The 17,197-nt window shown below is 68.8% G+C and carries 18 protein-coding genes; 15 read left to right on the forward strand and 3 right to left on the reverse strand.

Features of this window, described 5'->3' with window-relative positions:
- The first annotated feature begins 77 nt into the window (after positions 1–77).
- From ACTHL9_RS12910 to dapF, 4 genes are read left to right on the forward strand one after another with little or no spacing between them, the layout of a single operon-like run.
- Positions 78–1,325: a hypothetical protein gene (locus ACTHL9_RS12910; protein ID WP_440519619.1), complete on the forward strand. Its 1,248-nt coding sequence runs from the start codon at positions 78–80 to the stop codon at positions 1,323–1,325.
- 45 nt (positions 1,326–1,370) lie between these two features.
- Positions 1,371–2,888, forward strand: coding sequence for a tRNA (N6-isopentenyl adenosine(37)-C2)-methylthiotransferase MiaB (gene miaB / locus ACTHL9_RS12915; RefSeq protein ID WP_440519620.1), 1,518 nt, complete (start codon positions 1,371–1,373; stop codon positions 2,886–2,888).
- A gap of 3 nt (positions 2,889–2,891) precedes the next feature.
- Entirely contained in the window at positions 2,892–3,812 is a 921-nt protein-coding gene (gene miaA / locus ACTHL9_RS12920; RefSeq protein ID WP_440519622.1) for a tRNA (adenosine(37)-N6)-dimethylallyltransferase MiaA, read from the forward strand.
- Positions 3,813–3,816: 4 nt separating this feature from the next.
- Positions 3,817–4,770, forward strand: a complete 954-nt coding sequence (gene dapF / locus ACTHL9_RS12925; RefSeq protein ID WP_440519623.1) for a diaminopimelate epimerase — start codon at positions 3,817–3,819, stop codon at positions 4,768–4,770.
- 7 nt (positions 4,771–4,777) lie between these two features.
- On the opposite strand, the gene ACTHL9_RS12930 is transcribed toward dapF, so the two are convergent.
- Positions 4,778–5,395, reverse strand: coding sequence for a class I SAM-dependent methyltransferase (locus ACTHL9_RS12930; RefSeq protein WP_440519625.1), 618 nt, complete (start codon positions 5,393–5,395; stop codon positions 4,778–4,780).
- A 187-nt stretch (positions 5,396–5,582) separates the two neighbouring features.
- Here ACTHL9_RS12930 and hflX point away from each other — a divergent pair, with 187 nt between their 5' ends.
- Entirely contained in the window at positions 5,583–7,184 is a 1,602-nt protein-coding gene (hflX, locus tag ACTHL9_RS12935) for a GTPase HflX (RefSeq protein ID WP_440519627.1), read from the forward strand.
- Positions 7,177–9,207, forward strand: a complete 2,031-nt coding sequence (locus ACTHL9_RS12940; protein ID WP_440519628.1) for an ATP-dependent DNA helicase — start codon at positions 7,177–7,179, stop codon at positions 9,205–9,207. Before hflX ends, ACTHL9_RS12940 begins: the two co-directional genes overlap by 8 nt.
- Before the next feature lie 7 nt (positions 9,208–9,214).
- Here the strand turns inward: ACTHL9_RS12940 and lexA are convergent, their stop codons facing one another.
- Positions 9,215–9,922: a transcriptional repressor LexA gene (gene lexA / locus ACTHL9_RS12945; RefSeq protein WP_440519630.1), complete on the reverse strand. Its 708-nt coding sequence runs from the start codon at positions 9,920–9,922 to the stop codon at positions 9,215–9,217.
- A gap of 182 nt (positions 9,923–10,104) precedes the next feature.
- Here lexA and ACTHL9_RS12950 point away from each other — a divergent pair, with 182 nt between their 5' ends.
- From ACTHL9_RS12950 to ACTHL9_RS12985, 8 genes are read left to right on the forward strand one after another with little or no spacing between them, the layout of a single operon-like run.
- Positions 10,105–10,458 (forward strand): LysM peptidoglycan-binding domain-containing protein, encoded by a 354-nt coding sequence (locus ACTHL9_RS12950; RefSeq protein ID WP_440519632.1) that lies wholly within the window; start codon positions 10,105–10,107, stop codon positions 10,456–10,458.
- A gap of 57 nt (positions 10,459–10,515) precedes the next feature.
- On the forward strand, positions 10,516–11,625 hold the full coding sequence (locus ACTHL9_RS12955) for a histidinol-phosphate transaminase (protein WP_440519634.1): 1,110 nt from the start codon (positions 10,516–10,518) through the stop codon (positions 11,623–11,625).
- A gap of 59 nt (positions 11,626–11,684) precedes the next feature.
- Positions 11,685–12,317 carry an imidazoleglycerol-phosphate dehydratase HisB gene (hisB, locus tag ACTHL9_RS12960; protein WP_138418561.1) on the forward strand — a complete coding sequence of 211 codons (633 nt, stop codon included), beginning with the start codon at positions 11,685–11,687 and terminating at the stop codon, positions 12,315–12,317.
- A complete protein-coding gene (hisH, locus tag ACTHL9_RS12965) occupies positions 12,314–13,051 on the forward strand; it encodes an imidazole glycerol phosphate synthase subunit HisH (RefSeq protein WP_440519636.1) in 738 nt (245 codons plus the stop codon). Before hisB ends, hisH begins: the two co-directional genes overlap by 4 nt.
- Positions 13,051–13,206: a hypothetical protein gene (locus ACTHL9_RS12970; RefSeq protein WP_440519638.1), complete on the forward strand. Its 156-nt coding sequence runs from the start codon at positions 13,051–13,053 to the stop codon at positions 13,204–13,206. The genes hisH and ACTHL9_RS12970 overlap by 1 nt, the downstream gene beginning before the upstream one ends.
- Before the next feature lie 28 nt (positions 13,207–13,234).
- On the forward strand, positions 13,235–13,975 hold the full coding sequence (gene priA / locus ACTHL9_RS12975; RefSeq protein WP_440519639.1) for a bifunctional 1-(5-phosphoribosyl)-5-((5-phosphoribosylamino)methylideneamino)imidazole-4-carboxamide isomerase/phosphoribosylanthranilate isomerase PriA: 741 nt from the start codon (positions 13,235–13,237) through the stop codon (positions 13,973–13,975).
- Position 13,976: 1 nt separating this feature from the next.
- The gene (locus ACTHL9_RS12980) at positions 13,977–14,858 is read left to right on the forward strand and encodes an SseB family protein (RefSeq protein ID WP_440519641.1); all 882 of its coding nucleotides are present in this window, start codon (positions 13,977–13,979) and stop codon (positions 14,856–14,858) included.
- Between the two features lie 25 nt (positions 14,859–14,883).
- Positions 14,884–16,206 carry an MFS transporter gene (locus ACTHL9_RS12985; protein WP_440519642.1) on the forward strand — a complete coding sequence of 441 codons (1,323 nt, stop codon included), beginning with the start codon at positions 14,884–14,886 and terminating at the stop codon, positions 16,204–16,206.
- Here ACTHL9_RS12985 and ACTHL9_RS12990 read toward each other — a convergent pair.
- Complete coding sequence (locus ACTHL9_RS12990; protein WP_440519644.1) at positions 16,203–16,619, reverse strand: DUF1844 domain-containing protein; 417 nt, start codon at positions 16,617–16,619, stop codon at positions 16,203–16,205. The genes ACTHL9_RS12985 and ACTHL9_RS12990 overlap by 4 nt on opposite strands.
- 311 nt (positions 16,620–16,930) lie before the next feature.
- Between ACTHL9_RS12990 and infC the strand changes: the two genes are divergently transcribed.
- A partial coding sequence (infC, locus tag ACTHL9_RS12995; RefSeq protein WP_440519646.1) for a translation initiation factor IF-3 occupies positions 16,931–17,197 on the forward strand: 267 nt, incomplete at its 3' end.

Consider the following 17,197-nt stretch of genomic DNA (forward strand, 5'->3'; position numbering starts at 1 on the left):
ATCCGCTGGGAACTTCCCGTGAATCCAGCGCGCCCCGTGGACGGTCGTCCTGCGGTGCCCGAATACTCTTCAGCAGTATGAGACGTGAAGGCAATCGACTGGGCCGAGCCGTTTCGGCGGCTCTCGCCAGCGCCATTCTGGTGCTGGCGTGGTCGGCTGTGCCCTCGGCTGTGGCGGATGACGATGCGCCGCCGTCCGGATTTCCGTCCTGGGCCGACGTCCAGGCAGCGAAGGCCAATGCCGATGCCGCCCAGGCGGAGGTCACGAAGATCAACGGTCTGCTGTCTTCGGTTGAGGCCACCGCAGCAGACGCCTCCGCGAAGGCAGTTGAAGCTGGCGCGACGTATGCGCGCGCGGATCAGGCGGTGAAAGACCAGCAGCGGGTCGTGGACGCGCTGCAGGCGGCGAAGGACCAGCGATTGAAGGAACGCGACTCGGCGCAGCAGGCAGCGGGGCGCATTGCCGCCGCAGCCTATGCCGGTGGCACGTCGTCCGGTGCTCTTGATGCTTTCTCAATCCTGGGGCAGTCGGACGGCCTTGACCGTCTCGGTACTCTGCAGATCCTCGGGAACGAGGCGGCCGACGCCGTGGCCCGATACAAGAGTGCCGCCAACAACGCGGCCGCGGCCGAAGGCCAGTCGCGCGAGGCCGAGGATGCCCTCGCGGAGCTATCTGCTGCGGCAAAGAAGGACCTCGATGCGGCACAGGCGGCGCAGCAGCACGCCCAGGACGTCGTGGCCCAGACGCAGCAGCAGCAGAGCACCCTTGTCGCCCAGCTTGCGGACTTGCAGGGCACCTCTGCGGAGGTGGAGCAGAAGTACAACGAGGGCCAGCAGGCGCTGGCCGCCTACCAAGCGGCTCAGGCGGCCAAGCAGAAGGCCGCGGAGGAGGCTGCCGCTGCCGCGCAACTGGCCGCTCAGCGAGCAGCCCAGCAGGTGCCGCAGCATGTTGCCGGGCCAGCAGCGCCTGTCGACACTGGTGTCACGGTGGTCAGCCCCCATGTGGGCTCCGTGGTCAATGACCCCGGTGGCGCTCAGGCCTACGCCTCGTCCCAAATCGGCGGCTATGGCTGGGGCGGGTCCGAGTTCCAGTGCCTCCTTCAGCTGTGGACGAGGGAATCGAGCTGGATGACAGACGCCACGAATCCGTCGAGTGGTGCCTACGGGATCGCCCAAGCCCTGCCCGCCTCCAAGTACAACGCCGCGGGGGCGGATTGGCTCACGAATTACCGAACTCAGATCAACTGGGGTCTCGGCTATATCCAGGATCGCTACGGCAGCCCCTGCAACGCGTGGGCGCACGAGGTCGCCATCGGGTGGTATTAGGCGCGACTGACCGCTGGCCGGCGACGGTGCCGGTAACCTTGATAGGTGAGTTCCACCATCGACGAGAGCAGCCCCCGCAGCTACGAGGTGCGCACCTTCGGCTGCCAGATGAACGTTCACGACTCAGAGCGAATGTCCGGCCTCCTGGAGGCAGCGGGGTACGTCCCCGCGCAGGAAGGCGCTGAGCCGGACGTCGTCGTCTTCAACACATGTGCCGTGCGCGAGAACGCGGACAACCGGCTCTACGGCAACCTTGGCCAGCTCCGGCCTGTCAAGGATCAGCATCCCGGGATGCAGATCGCGGTCGGCGGGTGCCTCGCGCAGAAGGACCGCGAGACGATCCTCGAGAAGGCGCCTTGGGTTGACGCGGTCTTCGGAACCCACAACGTCGGCGCACTTCCTGCCCTGCTGGAGAGGTCGCGCCACAATCACGAGGCTCAGCTCGAGATCCTCGAGTCGCTCGACGTCTTCCCCTCGACTCTGCCCACCAAGCGCGACTCGGTGTACAGCGGCTGGGTGTCCATCTCGGTGGGCTGCAACAACACCTGCACCTTCTGCATCGTGCCGAGCCTCCGCGGGAAGGAGCGGGACCGGCGCCCTGGCGAGATCCTGGCCGAGGTGCAGGCCCTCGTGGACGACGGCGCAATCGAGGTCACGCTGCTGGGCCAGAATGTGAACTCCTACGGCGTGGAGTTCGGCGACCGGCTGGCATTCGGCAAGCTCCTGCGGGCGTGTGGAGAGATCAAGGGACTCGAGCGCGTTCGCTTCACGAGCCCCCACCCGGCCGCCTTCACCGACGACGTCATCGACGCAATGGCAGAGACCCCCAACGTGATGCCGCAGCTCCACATGCCGCTGCAGTCCGGATCCGACAGGCTCCTTCGAGCGATGCGTCGCTCCTACCGCTCGACAAAATTCCTCGGGATCCTGGACCGCGTCCGGGAGCGGATTCCCGGCGCTGCCATCACCACGGACATCATCGTCGGGTTCCCCGGCGAAACCGAAGAGGACTTTCAGGCGACGCTCGACGTCGTGGAGCGCTCGCGCTTCTCGAGCGCCTTCACCTTCCAGTACTCCAAGCGACCCGGCACCCCGGCGGCTGAGATGCCGGACCAGCTCCCCAAGGCACTGGTGCAGGAGCGCTACGAGCGGCTGATCGAACTGCAGGAGCGGATCTCCGGCGAGGAGAACGCGAGGCAGGTCGGACGTGAGGTCGAGCTCATGGTGACGGCACAGAGCGGGCGCAAGTCGGGGGAGACGCATCGCCTTTCAGGTCGGGCGAAGGACCATCGTCTGGTGCACTTCAGCGTCCCGGAAAGCGCCGAGGAGCCACGCCCTGGAGACCTCGTGACCCTCACCGTGACCGATGCGGCACCCCATCACCTGATCGCGGACCCGCGCATTGAGCAGTACTCCGTGCGGCGCTCCCGCGCCGGCGATGCGTGGGACCGGGCCCAGGCCGAATCCTGCGGGGTACCCGCGACGGGTGCGGCGGCAGGCGGAGCTGGCGCGATGCGCGCCGTGAGCCTCGGGATGCCCTCGCTTCCTGCGCGCGCAGGCTAGTCGGTGGCATCCGGCGAGACCACACGTCCGGTGATCGCCATCGTCGGACCCACCGGCACCGGGAAATCGGATCTGGCCGTCGAACTCGCGCTCAGGCTCGGCGGGGAAGTTGTGAACACCGACGCCATGCAGTTCTATCGTGGCATGGACATCGGGACGGCGAAGCTCTCAGTCGCCGAACGAAAAGGAGTCCCGCATCACCTGCTGGACATCCTCGACGTCCGGGAAGAGGCCAGCGTCTCGGCGTTTCAGACGGCTGCCCGCGCGGCCATCGAGGACATCCATTCGCGAGGCAAACGCGCCATCCTGGCGGGGGGGTCCGGCCTGTATGTGCGGGCCGCCCTTGACGTGGTCGAGTTCCCCGGCACTGACCCCGCCGTCCGGGCACGGCTCGAGTCCGAGGCGGAGAGTGAGGGCGTCAGCACCCTGGCCCGGCGGCTCGCGGAGCTGGATCCTGTCTCGGCCGAACGGCTCAACGATGCCCGGCGGATCATCCGCGCGCTCGAGGTCTACGAGGTGACTGGCAGGCCGTTCAGCGCCTACATGCCACGCCGCGAGTACGTGCAGCCGACCGTTCAGATCGGGCTGGACATGGACCGGGCAGTGCTCCACGGGCGCTTGGCGGCACGGGTGCACCGGATGGTCGAGGCAGGGCTCATCGATGAGGTGGCTCGGCTCGATGCGCAGGGGCTGAGGGAGGGCAAGACGGCCTCGCGGGCCCTCGGCTATGCCCAGTTCCTCCGGGTGCTCGATGGCGACGCAGCTACGGAGCAGGCGGCCGAGCAGACCATCGTCGCGACCAGACAGTTTGCGCGCCGTCAGGTCACCTGGTTCAAGGCAGACCCGCGGGTGCAGTGGTTCGACGCGCTGGCGACCGACGTGACCGAGGCCGCCCTGGACCTCCTGGGCCGCTCGGTATCCTAGACGCATGACCGCCGCCCAGGATTCCCTCGCCGCGCCTGCCCACAATCCCCTCGCCTCCCTCACCGGGGTACCGTTCGCGAAGGGACACGGGACCGGCAACGACTTCGTCCTGGTCGCCGATCCGGACGGAGCCCGGGACATCGCGCCCCAGGAAGTGGCCGCCCTCTGCGACCGGCACCTCGGCATCGGCGCCGACGGTCTCATCCGCGCGATCCGGTCCGAGCACCTCGAGGAAGGGCGCGAACTCCTGGCGGAGGACCCGGGCGCGGTGTGGTTCATGGACTACCGCAACGCCGACGGCTCGGTGTCGGAGATGTGCGGCAACGGGGTGCGGGTCTTCGTCGCGTTCCTCCTCGACCAGGGACTCGCCTCGCTTGACCCCGGCGAGATCCTGCCCGTGGGAACCCGTGCGGGGATCAAGCGCGTGGAGCGCCGCGAGGGCGGCTTCGCCGTGGACATGGGGCCGTGGGAGTTCATCCATCCCGCCCAGGCCGAGGCCGAGGCCGGAGATTCCCTCGTGACGGCCGACGGGCTCGACGTCTCGCGGCCTGCTCTGAGCGTGAGCATGGGCAACCCCCATACCGTGGTCGCGCTCGCCGAGGAAGCCGAACTCGAGCGGCTCCGCCTCTTCTCAGCACCGGTTGTCGAGCCGGTTCCGCCGCACGGAACGAACGTCGAGTTCGTGGTGCCGGCCGAACCCCTCGTGCGGGACGGCGTGGGGAGCATTGCGATGCGCGTCCACGAACGCGGGGTGGGCGAGACCCAGTCGTGCGGCACCGGGGCGTGCGCCGCCGCCGTGGCAATTCGTCATTGGGCCGGGGCTGGCGCGCCGAACCGCTGGGACATACGGGTTCCCGGGGGGACCGTCCACGTCGCCTTCGTCACCGGAACCGAGGGTGCGGAGCACGTGGAACTGAGTGGGCCGGCGGTGATCGTCGCCCACGGCGCCATCGGATAGCCGCGCTTTATTTCTCTCGCGCTCGGGTCACCCGAAGGATTCTGAAGCCTTTCGACGACGCCTCGCGGCCGACGTCGTACGCATCCCCGAGCTCGTCGACCAGCCAGCGCTGAAGCGAGTCCGCACCGAGGTTCTTCTGCACCACGAGCCAGGCCTCGCCGCCGACTGCGAGGCGGGGCAGCCAGCGCAGCAGGAGCCCGTGGAGCGCCTCTTTGCCGATGCGGATGGGCGGGTTCGACCAGATGGTGGCGAAGCGCACCTCCGGTGGGACGTCGTCGGGGAGTGCCGTGCGGACATTGCCGAGTCCAAGTCGCAGCGCGTTGGACTCGGTCAAGGCCAGGCTCCGCTCGTTCACGTCCACCGCGTGCACGGTCGCATCGGGGGAGCGCAGCGCCATCGTGAGGGCGATGGGACCCCACCCGCAGCCGATATCGAGCAGATGGCCCTCGGGAGCGGGGTCGGGGGCCTCATCGAGGAGCACCGCCGTGCCCTTGTCCACCCCGTCGGGGCTGAAGATTCCGGGCGAGGTCTCGAGGATGCGCTCTTCGCCGTCGAGCACGACGGCGAGCGGTCGCCGAACGTCGGGCACGTTGGGTTGGGCGTTGAAATAGTGGGCGGACTCCATGATCAAGTAGAATAGATCCATGCGCCTGTTCAAGTAGCCGATCATCTCTCTGCCGGCCCCTGCCCGCCGTCGACCTCTGTCCGGCCGGGCTCAACAGGAAAGCATTCTTTTGAGACGCCATCTGCGAGATCTCTCTTCTGTCACCCCTCAGAACTATTCTGGAAACGAGTCCCTCACGAAGGAGAACATGACCAACCAGCAATCCGCGCCCGAACCCCAGCCGCAGGACCTGAGCGCACAGGACATTCAGGCGGTTATCGACCGCATCCTCGCGAAAGAGGAAGCCGCGGCGGCAAAGGGCGCGGGGAAGCGGGCCGCGGACGACGGCGACTCCGCCCCGTCCGCACGGCGTACGGGAATGACGAGCGGCAAGGCCCTCGCCCTCTCGGACGTCGACAACGAGCACAGCGACTACGACGGCGAGCAGCGCGACCTCGAGGAACGCCGCGCCCTGCGGCGCGTGGCTGGCCTCTCGACCGAACTCGAGGACGTCACCGAAGTCGAGTACCGGCAGCTGCGGCTCGAGCGCGTGGTTCTCGCCGGCCTGTGGAGCGAAGGAACGCTCGAGGACGCCGAGAACTCGCTCCAGGAGCTCGCGGCACTCGCAGAGACGGCTGGCTCGGAGGTCCTGGACGGCGTGGTGCAGCGGCGACTCAAGCCGGATGCCGGGACCTTCCTCGGCTCCGGTAAAGCGCAGGAGCTCAAGGACATCGTCTACGCCACGGGCGCCGATACGGTGATCGTCGACTCGGAGCTGTCGCCGTCCCAGCGGCGTGGCCTCGAGGACATCGTCAAGGTCAAGGTGATCGACCGGACGGCGCTGATCCTCGACATCTTCGCCCAGCATGCCAAGAGCCGCGAGGGCAAGGCGCAGGTCGAGCTCGCCCAGCTCGAGTACCTGCTCCCGCGACTGCGCGGTTGGGGCGAATCGATGTCCCGACAGGCCGGCGGGCGCGTCGGCGCCGCGGGCGGCGGGATCGGATCACGTGGCCCTGGCGAGACCAAGATCGAACTCGATCGCCGCCGGATTCGCACCCGCATGTCGAAGCTTCGGCGGGAGATCGCCGGGATGAAGCCCGCGCGGGAGACGAAGCGGGCGAATCGAAAGCGGACCGAGATCCCGTCGGTGGCGATCGCGGGCTACACGAACGCGGGAAAGTCGTCCCTCCTGAACCGGCTGACCGATGCCGGTGTGCTCGTCGAGAACGCCCTTTTCGCGACTCTCGATCCGACCGTCCGACGTGCCGAGACGCCCGACGGGCTCCCGTACACCATCTCGGACACCGTCGGCTTCGTGCGGTCCCTGCCGACGCAGCTCGTCGAGGCGTTCCGCTCGACCCTCGAGGAGGTGGCCGACGCCGATCTGATCCTGCACGTGGTCGATGCTTCCCATCCCGACCCCGAGGGCCAGATCGCGGCGGTGAGGGAGGTTCTCACCGAGGTGGACGCGCGCAAGATCCCCGAGATCATCGTGCTCAACAAGGCTGACGCCGCGGACCCGTTCGTCCTCGAGCGGCTGCGCCAGCATGAACCCCGTCACGTCGTGGTTTCCGCGAGGACTGGGCAGGGCATCGATGACCTCAAGCAAGCGATCAGCGCCGCCATCCCACGCCCGAATGTCGCGCTCACCGTGCTCCTCCCGTACAACAGGGGCGACCTGCTGAGCCGTCTGCACGACAGCAGTGCCGAGATCCATTCGCTCGAGCACACCGCGGACGGGACGCTCGCTCACGTGGTGGTCCGCCCCGAGTTCGTCGCTGAGTTGGAGCCGTTCGCGATTCATGACTGAGGCGGGGGAGACGGCCGTCCGGCTGCTGGACGTCGCGGTCAGCGCGATGGGCGGCCAGCAGCGGGACGGGCAGCACGAGATGACCAGGCAGGTGGCCAAGGCCATCGACGAGGGCAAGCACCTGTTGGTCCAGGCCGGCACTGGCACCGGCAAATCCCTCGCGTACCTCGTTCCACTGATTGCGCACGCCCAGGAGAGCGGGAGGCCTGCGGTCGTGGCCACGGCGACGCTTGCGCTGCAAGCGCAGGTCGTCGGCCGCGACCTTCCGCGCCTCCTGGGCGCCATCGAGGGCGAGCTTGACCATCCCGTCGATGTCGCGCTCGTCAAGGGCCGGTCGAACTACCTGTGCAAGCACAAGCTCTCTGGCGGGTTCCCGTCCGAGGACGGCGCCGACGGCTCGCTGTTCGCGCTCGGCGAGGATCTCGCCGTCGCACATCCTGCCGGAGGCGGCCCAACTACTCAGCTCGGGCGCGAGGTCAAGCGGCTGCGCGAGTGGGCCGAGGAGACAGAGACCGGCGATCGGGACGACCTCGTCCCCGGCGTGACGGACAGGGCATGGCGCCAGGTGTCGGTGACGGCCCTTGAATGCCTCGGCGCCCAGAGGTGTCCCCTTGCCGCCGAATGCTTCAGCGAGCTCGCGAGGCAGCGGGGCGCGGAGGCGGACATTGTGGTGACGAACCACGCGATGCTCGCGATCAACGCCTTCGAAGGCCTCAACGTGCTCCCCGAGTACGACGTGGTGGTGGTCGACGAGGCGCATGAGCTCCAGGACAGGGTGACCGGCGCGGTCAGCGCGCAGCTTTCGGCCGCGATGGCGGCCGGGGCCGCCTCGAGCGCGCGGAAGCATTGTGGGATCACCGCCGAAGCCCTGCAGTCCGCCGCGGCTCAGCTGGACCTCGCGCTCGCGGGCATCCCCAGCGGACTCCTCGCACGAGGGCTTTCGGAGGAGCTCGCCCAGGCCGTGGAACTGGTCCGCGACGCTTCGCGCGTGGCCCTCTCCGATTCGAAGCCGGGCGAGGGACAGTCGGCGGACGGGGGGAGGCAGATGGCTCGGTCTCGGCTCCAAGCAATCCTCGAGTGCTGTGAGCGGATGCTGGACGCAGAGGCCAACGGTGAGGTCGTCTGGGTCTCGAGGGCCGGCACGTTCGATCCCGCCACCGGGTACTCGTCACCGGCCGACGACGCGCCGGCCACGCTGAGCATTGCTCCCCTCAACGTGGGCGGACGGCTCCGTGACGGGCTCTTTGCCGGCCATACGGTGGTGCTGACCTCGGCCACGCTGGCGATCGGCGCGGCCTTCGAACCGGCCGCGGGCGGACTCGGCCTTCTGGGAGCCGGGGCGCCGAGCTGGACCGGCGTCGATGTCGGGTCCCCCTTTGATTACCCGAAGCAGGGGATGCTGTACGTGGCGAAGCACCTTCCCAAGCCCGGAAGGGGCCTGTCGCGCGAGGCGGTCGATGAGCTCGAGGCTCTCATCCGGGCGTCCTCCGGGGGCGCACTGTGCCTTTTCTCCTCGCGGCGGGCGGCTGAGGAGGCGGCCGAGGAGCTGCGCGGAAGGCTCGACGTGCAGATCCTCTGCCAGGGCGAGTCGTCCATGAGCGCGCTGGTTCGTCAGTTCTCGGATGAGCCGGATACCTGCCTCTTCGGAACGATGTCGCTCTGGCAGGGGGTCGACGTGCCCGGCCACGCGTGCCGGCTCGTGGTGATCGACCGCATTCCCTTCCCCCGCCCCGACGACCCGCTGACGACGGCGCGCTCCCGTGCCGTGGCGCAGGCCGGGGGGAACGGCTTCATGAGCGTCTCTGCCTCGCACGCCGCCGTCCGGCTGGCTCAGGGCGCGGGGCGGCTGATCCGCTCGACGGAGGACCGCGGCGTGGTTGCGGTGCTCGATTCGCGGCTTGCCACCGAACGCTACGGCGCCTTCCTGCGCTCCGCCCTGCCGCCCCTGTGGGGCACGACAGACCGCGCGGTAGTGCTCCAAGCCCTCGAACGCCTCGCAGCGGCGGGGCGGGCAAGGGCTTAGGCCGAGGTCAGACGGACCGCAGGACGGAGACCACGCGACCCATGATCGTGGCGTGGTCGCCGAGGATCGGCTCGTAGCGCGTGTTCTGCGGCAGGAGCCAGGTGTGGCCATCCCGCTGGCGGAAGGTCTTGACCGTCGCCTCGTCATCGAGGAGCGCGGCCACGATGTCGCCGTTCTCGGCGTCGTTCTGGCGCCGCACCACCACCCAGTCGCCGTCGCAGATGGCGGCATCGATCATTGAGTCGCCCTTGACCTTGAGCATGAAGAGCTCGCCATAGCCGACGAGCTGGCGGGGGAGCGGCATCACGTCTTCGACGACCTGGTCGGCGAGGATCGGACCACCGGCCGCGATGCGTCCGACGAGTGGCACCATCGCCGTGTCGGCGGCACTCGCCATGTCCTCGACGGTGATGCCGCCGACGCCGAGAAGGGCTTCCTTGCGCTCGACCTCGAGGGTCAGCGGACCCTCATCCAGGCTCAGCGGCATGAGCACCTCCATGGCGCGAGGACGCTTCGGGTCACGCCGCAGGTAGCCGAGCTTCTCCAGCTGGGCAAGCTGATGGGTCACGCTCGAGAGGCTCGCGAGCCCCACCGTGTCGCCGATCTCGCGCATGGAGGGCGGGTAGCCCTTTGTCTGGACGGAGCGCTGGATGGTCTCGAGGATCTTCCGCTGACGGACCGTCAGACCCTTTGCTGCCCTCGCAACTCCTGCCATGGAAAGTTCCTCCCGCTTATTTTGTCGGTGCCCCGCCGGATGCTGATTCCACCGTAGGGGACACGAGGTCGCCTTTCAAACATGTGTTCTATCGAGTCTGGACACGATTCGTTGAGAGGTGCTAAAAGTGTTCTCGGATGATTCGAAGACATATTCGAAGACCTTCCCGAGGAGGAAGAACAGTGGCACAGGCATTCGCAGCACCGTTCGCCGCAGCTCCAGTGGCGCCCCGACTCCGGCTCACGCGCCGCGGCCGTCTCGTCCTGATCGCATTCCCGGTGTTCGTGGCGTCCATCCTGCTGTTGGCGGGTCTCACAGCCATGCTCTCGCCGGCGCGGGCCGGAGACAGCGCGCCGGTTCAGACCCAGACGGTGCAGATCACGGTCCAGCAGGGCCAATCCCTCTGGTCCGTCGCGGCCCAGTACGCCCCGGATCGGGACCCGCGGGTGGTCATCGGGGAGATCGTCGAACTCAATGGCCTCGACTCCGCCCGGGTGCTTCCCGGCCAGCAGCTGCTCGTCCCGCGCGAGGGATAGGCGCCGCAAGCCTTCATCGATGCGGGTGCCAGCACCCTTCCGGCGTAGGCTTGAACGGTGAATCCGACCCCCGAAGAGCGGCTCGCTCGCCTCCCGCTTCGCGAAGATCTGCGTGGACAGCACCCTTACGGGGCCCCGCAGCTGGACGTCCCCATCATGCTGAACGTGAATGAGAACACGCATGGAGTCCCGGAGGACGTGCAGGAGGCCATCACGGAGGCGGTGCGCGAGGCCGTTGCGGGGCTCAACCGCTACCCGGACCGCGAATTCACTGCGCTTCGCACCGCACTGGCGGAGTACCTCGGCCATGGTCTGATCGCCGACCAGGTCTGGGCGGCAAACGGCTCGAACGAAGTCCTCCAGCAGCTCCTCCAAGCGTTCGGAGGTCCGGGGCGCACCGCGCTCGGCTTCCCCCCGACCTATTCGATGTACCCCCTGCTCGCCGCGGGGACCGGGACGGCGTACCTCAAAGGGGAGCGCGGAGAGGACTATGAGCTCACCGCCGACTCGGCGGCGCGTCAGGTGCGCGAACTCGGAGCGAACATCGTATTCCTCTGCTCCCCGAACAACCCCACCGGAACGGCCCTCGGCCTCGACGTCGTCGAAGCGGTGTACGAAGCCGGCGAGGCCAGCCAGGCGATCGTGATCGTCGATGAGGCGTACGCCGAATTCGCGCAGCTCGGCACGCAGAGCGCGCTGAGCCTGCTTCCGGGACGCCCACGGCTCGTGGTGAGCCGCACCATGAGCAAAGCCTTTGCCCTCGCCGGCGCGCGTCTGGGCTATCTCGCGGCGGCGACCGAGGTCATCGACGCGCTCCGGCTCGTCCGGCTCCCTTACCACCTCTCCGCCGTGACTCAGGCCACCGCGCTTGCCGCCCTCCAGCATCGTGCCTCGCTCATGTCCGAGGTCGAGGAGATCAAGCACCAGCGGGACAGGATCGTCAAGGAACTCGTGCGGCTCGGGCTCAAGCCCGCAGCGTCCGATTCGAACTTTGTCTTCTTCACGGGTCTCGACGATCCGCAGCGGGTGTGGAGGGGTCTTCTGGAGGCGGGCGTACTGGTCCGCGATGTCGGAATCCCGGGCAGCCTCCGCGTTACGGCGGGGACTGAGGAGGAAACCTCCGCGTTCCTCGCCCGACTCGAAGAACTGCTCGCCGAGCCCGCCTGATCCCGGCCCGTAGAATAGTCAAGTCCCCTCAGCATCACCTCATTGAAGGACGTACACCCATGAGCACCGAGCTGCAGACCGTGCCTCGCGTATCGCGGACCGCACGGATGGAGCGCACCACCTCCGAGTCGTCCGTCCTGGTGGAGATCAACCTTGACGGAACCGGGCGTTCGGACATCTCCAGCAGCGTCCCGTTCTACGACCACATGCTCACGGCGCTCGCCAAGCATTCGCTCATCGACCTCACGGTGAAGGCGACGGGGGACACGCACATCGACGTGCACCACACGGTCGAGGACATCGCGATCACCTTCGGCGAAGTGCTCAAGCAGGCCCTCGGGACGAAGGCCGGGATCCGCCGCTTCGGCGAGGCCACGGTGCCGCTGGACGAGGCACTCGCGCACGCCGTCGTGGATGTCTCGGGCCGGCCCTACCTCGTCCACACAGGCGAGCCCGCGGGTCAGGAGTACCATCTCATCGGGGGCCATTTCACGGGGTCGCTCACGCGGCACGTGTTCGAGGCGATCACCCTGCACGCGGGCATCTGCCTGCACATGCGCGTGCTCGCCGGACGGGATCCGCACCACATCGTCGAGGCCCAGTTCAAGGCGTTCGCCCGTGCCCTCCGCGCCGCGGTCGAGCCCGATCCGCGGATCGGAGACGCGATCCCCTCGACGAAGGGGGCGCTATGACGGACGCGACGAACGGCATCGCCGTCGACTCACGCAACCACGGCGGCCCGGCTCCGGACCCCGAAGGGCGCCCGACCGTCGTCGTCCTCGACTACGGCTCCGGCAATGTGCGCTCGGCAGTGCGCGCGCTCGAACGCGCCGGCGCTGCCGTGACGCTCAGCGCGAAGCCGGAGGACGCGCTCAACGCGGACGGCCTCGTGGTCCCCGGCGTCGGCGCCTTCGCAACCGTGATGAAGGAGCTCAAGGCCGTTGACGGGCTGCGCATCATCGGTCGTCGCGTGGCGGGTGGGCGCCCGGTTCTGGCGATCTGCGTCGGCCTCCAGATCATGTTCGAGCGCGGTGTCGAGCACGGCGTCGAGTCCGAAGGCCTGGGCGAGTGGCCGGGAACGGTGGAGCTCCTGCCGGCGGAGGTCGTGCCGCACATGGGCTGGAACACCGTGGAGGTGCCGGAAGGCTCCACGCTGTTCGCGGGAGTCGAGGACGAGCGCTTCTACTTTGTGCACTCCTACGGTGTGCAGAAGTGGGACTTCGAGGTGAGCCAGCCGCGGATGGCCGCGCCCCTCGTGACCTGGTCGGAGCACGGTGCGCCGTTCATCGCGGCCGTCGAGAACGGTCCCCTCTGCGCTACCCAGTTCCACCCGGAGAAGTCCGGCGACGCCGGCGCGCGCCTGCTCCGCAACTGGGTTGCGTCCCTCAAGGCCAAGCGGCCGGCAGCGTCGGAGCAGCCCGCCTGATGTGGTCTGTGCTGCTGTTCGGCCTCGCGGGGCTGCTCATCGGAGGAGTTTTCTCGTTCCGCCGACAGGGCCTCCCGAACTGGACGTGGATCTCGTTCGCGATCCTCGCCGTCGCGGCCCTCGTCGCCGCCTATCTGTTCACCCTCTCGGCCTGATGGCCGCCCTGCTTCAAGGAGATCCTGCATGACCGCCAGCGAGTCGATCCTCGAGCTGCTTCCCGCCGTCGACGTGGCTGACGGCCAGGCCGTGCGGCTGGTGCAGGGCGAGGCCGGGAGCGAGACGAGCTATGGCGAGCCGCTCGAGGCCGCGCTCGCGTGGCAGAACGACGGCGCCGAGTGGGTTCACCTCGTGGATCTCGATGCTGCCTTCGGCCGCGGGAGCAACCGCGAGCTGCTCGCCGACGTGGTGCGGCAGCTGTCCGTCAAGGTCGAGCTCTCCGGCGGCATCCGGGACGATGCGTCGCTTGAGGCCGCGCTCGAGCTCGGTGCCGCGCGCGTCAACCTCGGCACGGCGGCGCTCGAAGACCCGGAATGGACTGCGCGCGCGATCGAGCGCTACGGCGACCAGATCGCCGTCGGCCTCGATGTCCGCGGGACGACGCTCGCGGCGCGCGGCTGGACCAAGGAGGGCGGCGACCTCTGGGAGGTGCTCGCGCGCCTCGAGGATGCGGGCTGCGCACGGTACGTGGTCACCGACGTCACCAAGGACGGAACGCTGCGCGGGCCGAACGTGGACCTCCTGCGCGAGATGTGCGAGCGGACGGACAAGCCGGTGGTCGCCTCCGGTGGCATTTCGAGCCTCGACGACCTGCGGGCACTCCGCGAGCTCGTCCCGCTCGGCGTCGAGGGCGCGATCGTGGGCAAGGCGCTGTACGCGGGCAAGTTCACCCTCCCTGAGGCGCTCGACGTCGCCGGCCGGCGCTGACGTGGCCGGCGAGACGGGCGCCGGAGGCCCGGCGTCCCGGCACCTCCCTGGCCACATTGCCGCGGCCCTCGCGCGGGCCGGCGAGGCAGCCGACTCTGCTGGGCAGCCGTGGGCGGGCCGGGATCTCGCCGGCGACGGCAACCCGCTGCACCGCTTCGACGCAGACGACGGCGCCCCGGACGCCCGCGTCGAGTCGGCCCTCGCGGCACTCGCCTCGGGCGGGACTGAGGAAGCCGTCCACGAAGCGCTTGCGAGCGCCAGGGTCTTCGTCCCGGTCGTGGCGTCGCTCGCAGAGGGGGGCATCGGCCCGCAGGGTTTTGCCGAGGACAAGGAGGCCGACATGGCCCTCGTGACCCTCAGCGCTCCCGACGGCCGCAAAGCCCTCCCGGTCTTCACCTCCGTCGAACGCCTGGAGGCCTGGCACCGCGAGGCGCGGCCCGTCGCGGTCTTTGCGGCGCGGGCCGCGCTCTCCGCCGTGTCGGACGGGGCGGAGCTCCTCGTCCTCGATCCCGGTGCCGAGACCACCTTTGTGCTTCGCCGGCCCGGCGTCTGGGCGCTCGCCCAACAGAGGCCATGGACGCCGTCGTACCGAGATGAGACGCTCGTGCCAGTTGTGGCGGAGGCCATCGAGGGGGTGTCGGCGGTCCGGTCGGCCCGGCTCGAACCGGGAAGAGGGGTAGTGAGCCGAGATGCGGGAGGACGCATCCTGAATGGGGGAGGTCCCGGTCCCGAGCTCCGGATCGTCCTCGAGCTTGCTCCCGGCTTGCCTGCCGAGGCGGTGCATGGCATCGTGGCAGAGCTGAACAACCGACTGGCCGGTAGCAAACGCTTCTCGGAGGCCGTCGACTCCATCGAGATTTCCCTCCGCGCGGGAGGGGACTGAGCAGTTAGAGACTGAGGTGACCGGCGTGGATTTCGCGCTGTACGGGCAGCTGTGGCGTCGGCGCCCTGTGCGGAACCTGCTGCTCGTGGGCATGGTGGCGCGCCTCCCGCACTCCGCGGCCGGCGTGCTGCTGACGCTGCACGTGGTCCAGACACTCGGCCTCGGCTATGGCGCGGCCGGCGCCGTCGCGGCCCTCCTGACCATCGGGATCGCGCTCGGAGCGCCATGGCGTGGGCGACGCGTGGACACCGTGGGCCTCAGGGTCGCGCTCATTCCGTCCATCGTGGCCGAGGCCGTGGTGTGGAGCATCGCCCCCCACCTCGGCTACCCCGGGCTGCTGGTAGCTGCCCTTGTCGGTGGGCTCTTCGCCTTGCCCATCTTCTCGGTGGTCCGCCAGTCGCTCGGTGTCATGTCGACTCCGACGCAGCGGCGCACGGCCTTCGCCCTCGACTCGATCTTCACCGAGATCACGTTCATGATGGGGCCCGCGCTCGCTGCGCTCGTCGCCGTCCAGCTCTCCACCGTCATCGGGCTGACTGCGGTCGGGGTCTCCGCCGCCCTCTCCGGCCTTGCGCTCATGTGGTTCAACCCCCCGACTCGCTCCGGACAGCCCGGCGCTGCAGAGGCTGCCGACGGTGAGCCGTGCGACGATTCCGACGCGGCGTCCTGCCTCGAGTCCGCGGGCAGCGCCGCCCCAGCAGAGGTAGCCGCCGGTCAGGCCGACGGCGCGTCGGGGCTGCGGCGGCTGGTGGGCCGCGCCCGCGGCGGCCTGGGCTGGCTCACCGTGGCGGTTGTCGTCGTCCTCGTCGTGGCCGCGGGCGCGGGGATGGTCCTCTCGGGGACGGACGTCAGCATTGTGGCCGTGCTGCGCGGTCAGGGCCAGGGCGAGCAGCTGGGGATCGTCTTCTTCGCGTGGTGCCTCGCCTCGCTGATCGGCGGACTGATCTTCGGCGCGATGAAGCGCCGAATCCACCCGTTGGTCCTTCTCGTGCTGCTGGCTGCGCTGACCATTCCCATGGGCTTCGCGACCGACGTCTGGAGCCTCGCGGTGTTCGCGTTGCCCGCGGGCCTTCTCTGCGCCCCGACGCTCTCGGCCGCGTCCGAGGCCGTCGCCGCCTTGGTGGAGGAGTCGCGGCGCGGGGAGGCGATGGGCTGGTACGGATCGGCGCTGACCGCGGGAACCGCCTTGGGCTCGCCGCTCACCGGCGTGATGATCGACGCGGCGGGACCCTGGGCGGGATTTGCCGGAATTGGGGTCGCAGGGGTGATCCTCGGCGCTGCTGGCCTCGCAGCCCAGAGCGTACGACGACGGCGGGCCGCCACCGCGCCCGAGACGAACCTCGGCTAGTTGACCGGTCCCGTGTACTTTTCGCCCGGGCCCTTGCCTGGTTCGTCCTGAATGATCGAGGCTTCGCGGAACGCGAGCTGGAGGGAGCGGAGGCCGTCCCGGAGCGGCGCAGCGTGCTGCGAGCCGATCTCAGGGGCGGCGGCCGTGACGAGGCCAGCAAGGGCGGTGATGAGCTTGCGTGCTTCGTCGAGGTCCTTGAGTTCGTCCCCCTCGTCGGCGAGGCCCACCTTCACTGCGGCCGCGCTCATGAGGTGCACGGCCGTCGTCGTGATGACCTCGACGGCGGCGACTTCGGCGATGTCCCGCGCTTGGGCGCTCGCGTCGTAGGGGCCCGCGTGGGCGTGCGCACCGTGATCGGCAGTGGCCTCGTGAGCGCCAGTGGAAGGGGCGGCACTGGGGTTGGTCGAACTCATGCTGATAAGCTTGGCATAGACCGGCTGGAAGTCGTTATTCAGGCACCCGTTGACAACACCTCGATGAGGCGCGCGTGAGCGGGTTTTCGAGCCTGTATACTTGACAGACAGTTTGCAAGCGGAGTTCTCTCCCACCCGCGTCGGCGTGCATCGCATTGCTGCCGGGTACTCAGGTTGGCTGGCGCGGGTTCCACCGCAGCCGGACAAGCGTTCGCCAAGGAACGCCCACCTTCTGAGGCCTCCGATTGCGCCGACAATCGGGGGCCTTCCTCGTTGTCGGGCACGACCTTGACTACTTGAGGAGCTTGAACATTAGCGATCCACGCATCAATGAGCGAATCCGCGTCCCTGAGGTGCGCCTCGTGGGGCCTGCTGGCGAGCAGGTCGGCATCGTGCGTATCGAAGACGCGCTGCGTCTGGCCGCGGAGTCGGACCTTGATCTCGTTGAGGTAGCACCCCAGGCGAAACCGCCGGTGTGCAAGCTGATGGACTTCGGCAAGTACAAGTACGAGGCCGCGGTCAAGGCCCGCGAGGCGCGCAAGAACCAGACGAACACGGTTCTGAAGGAGATTCGCTTC

Source organism: Sinomonas sp. (assembly GCF_051955515.1).
Classification (GTDB): Bacteria; Actinomycetota; Actinomycetes; order Actinomycetales; family Micrococcaceae; genus Sinomonas.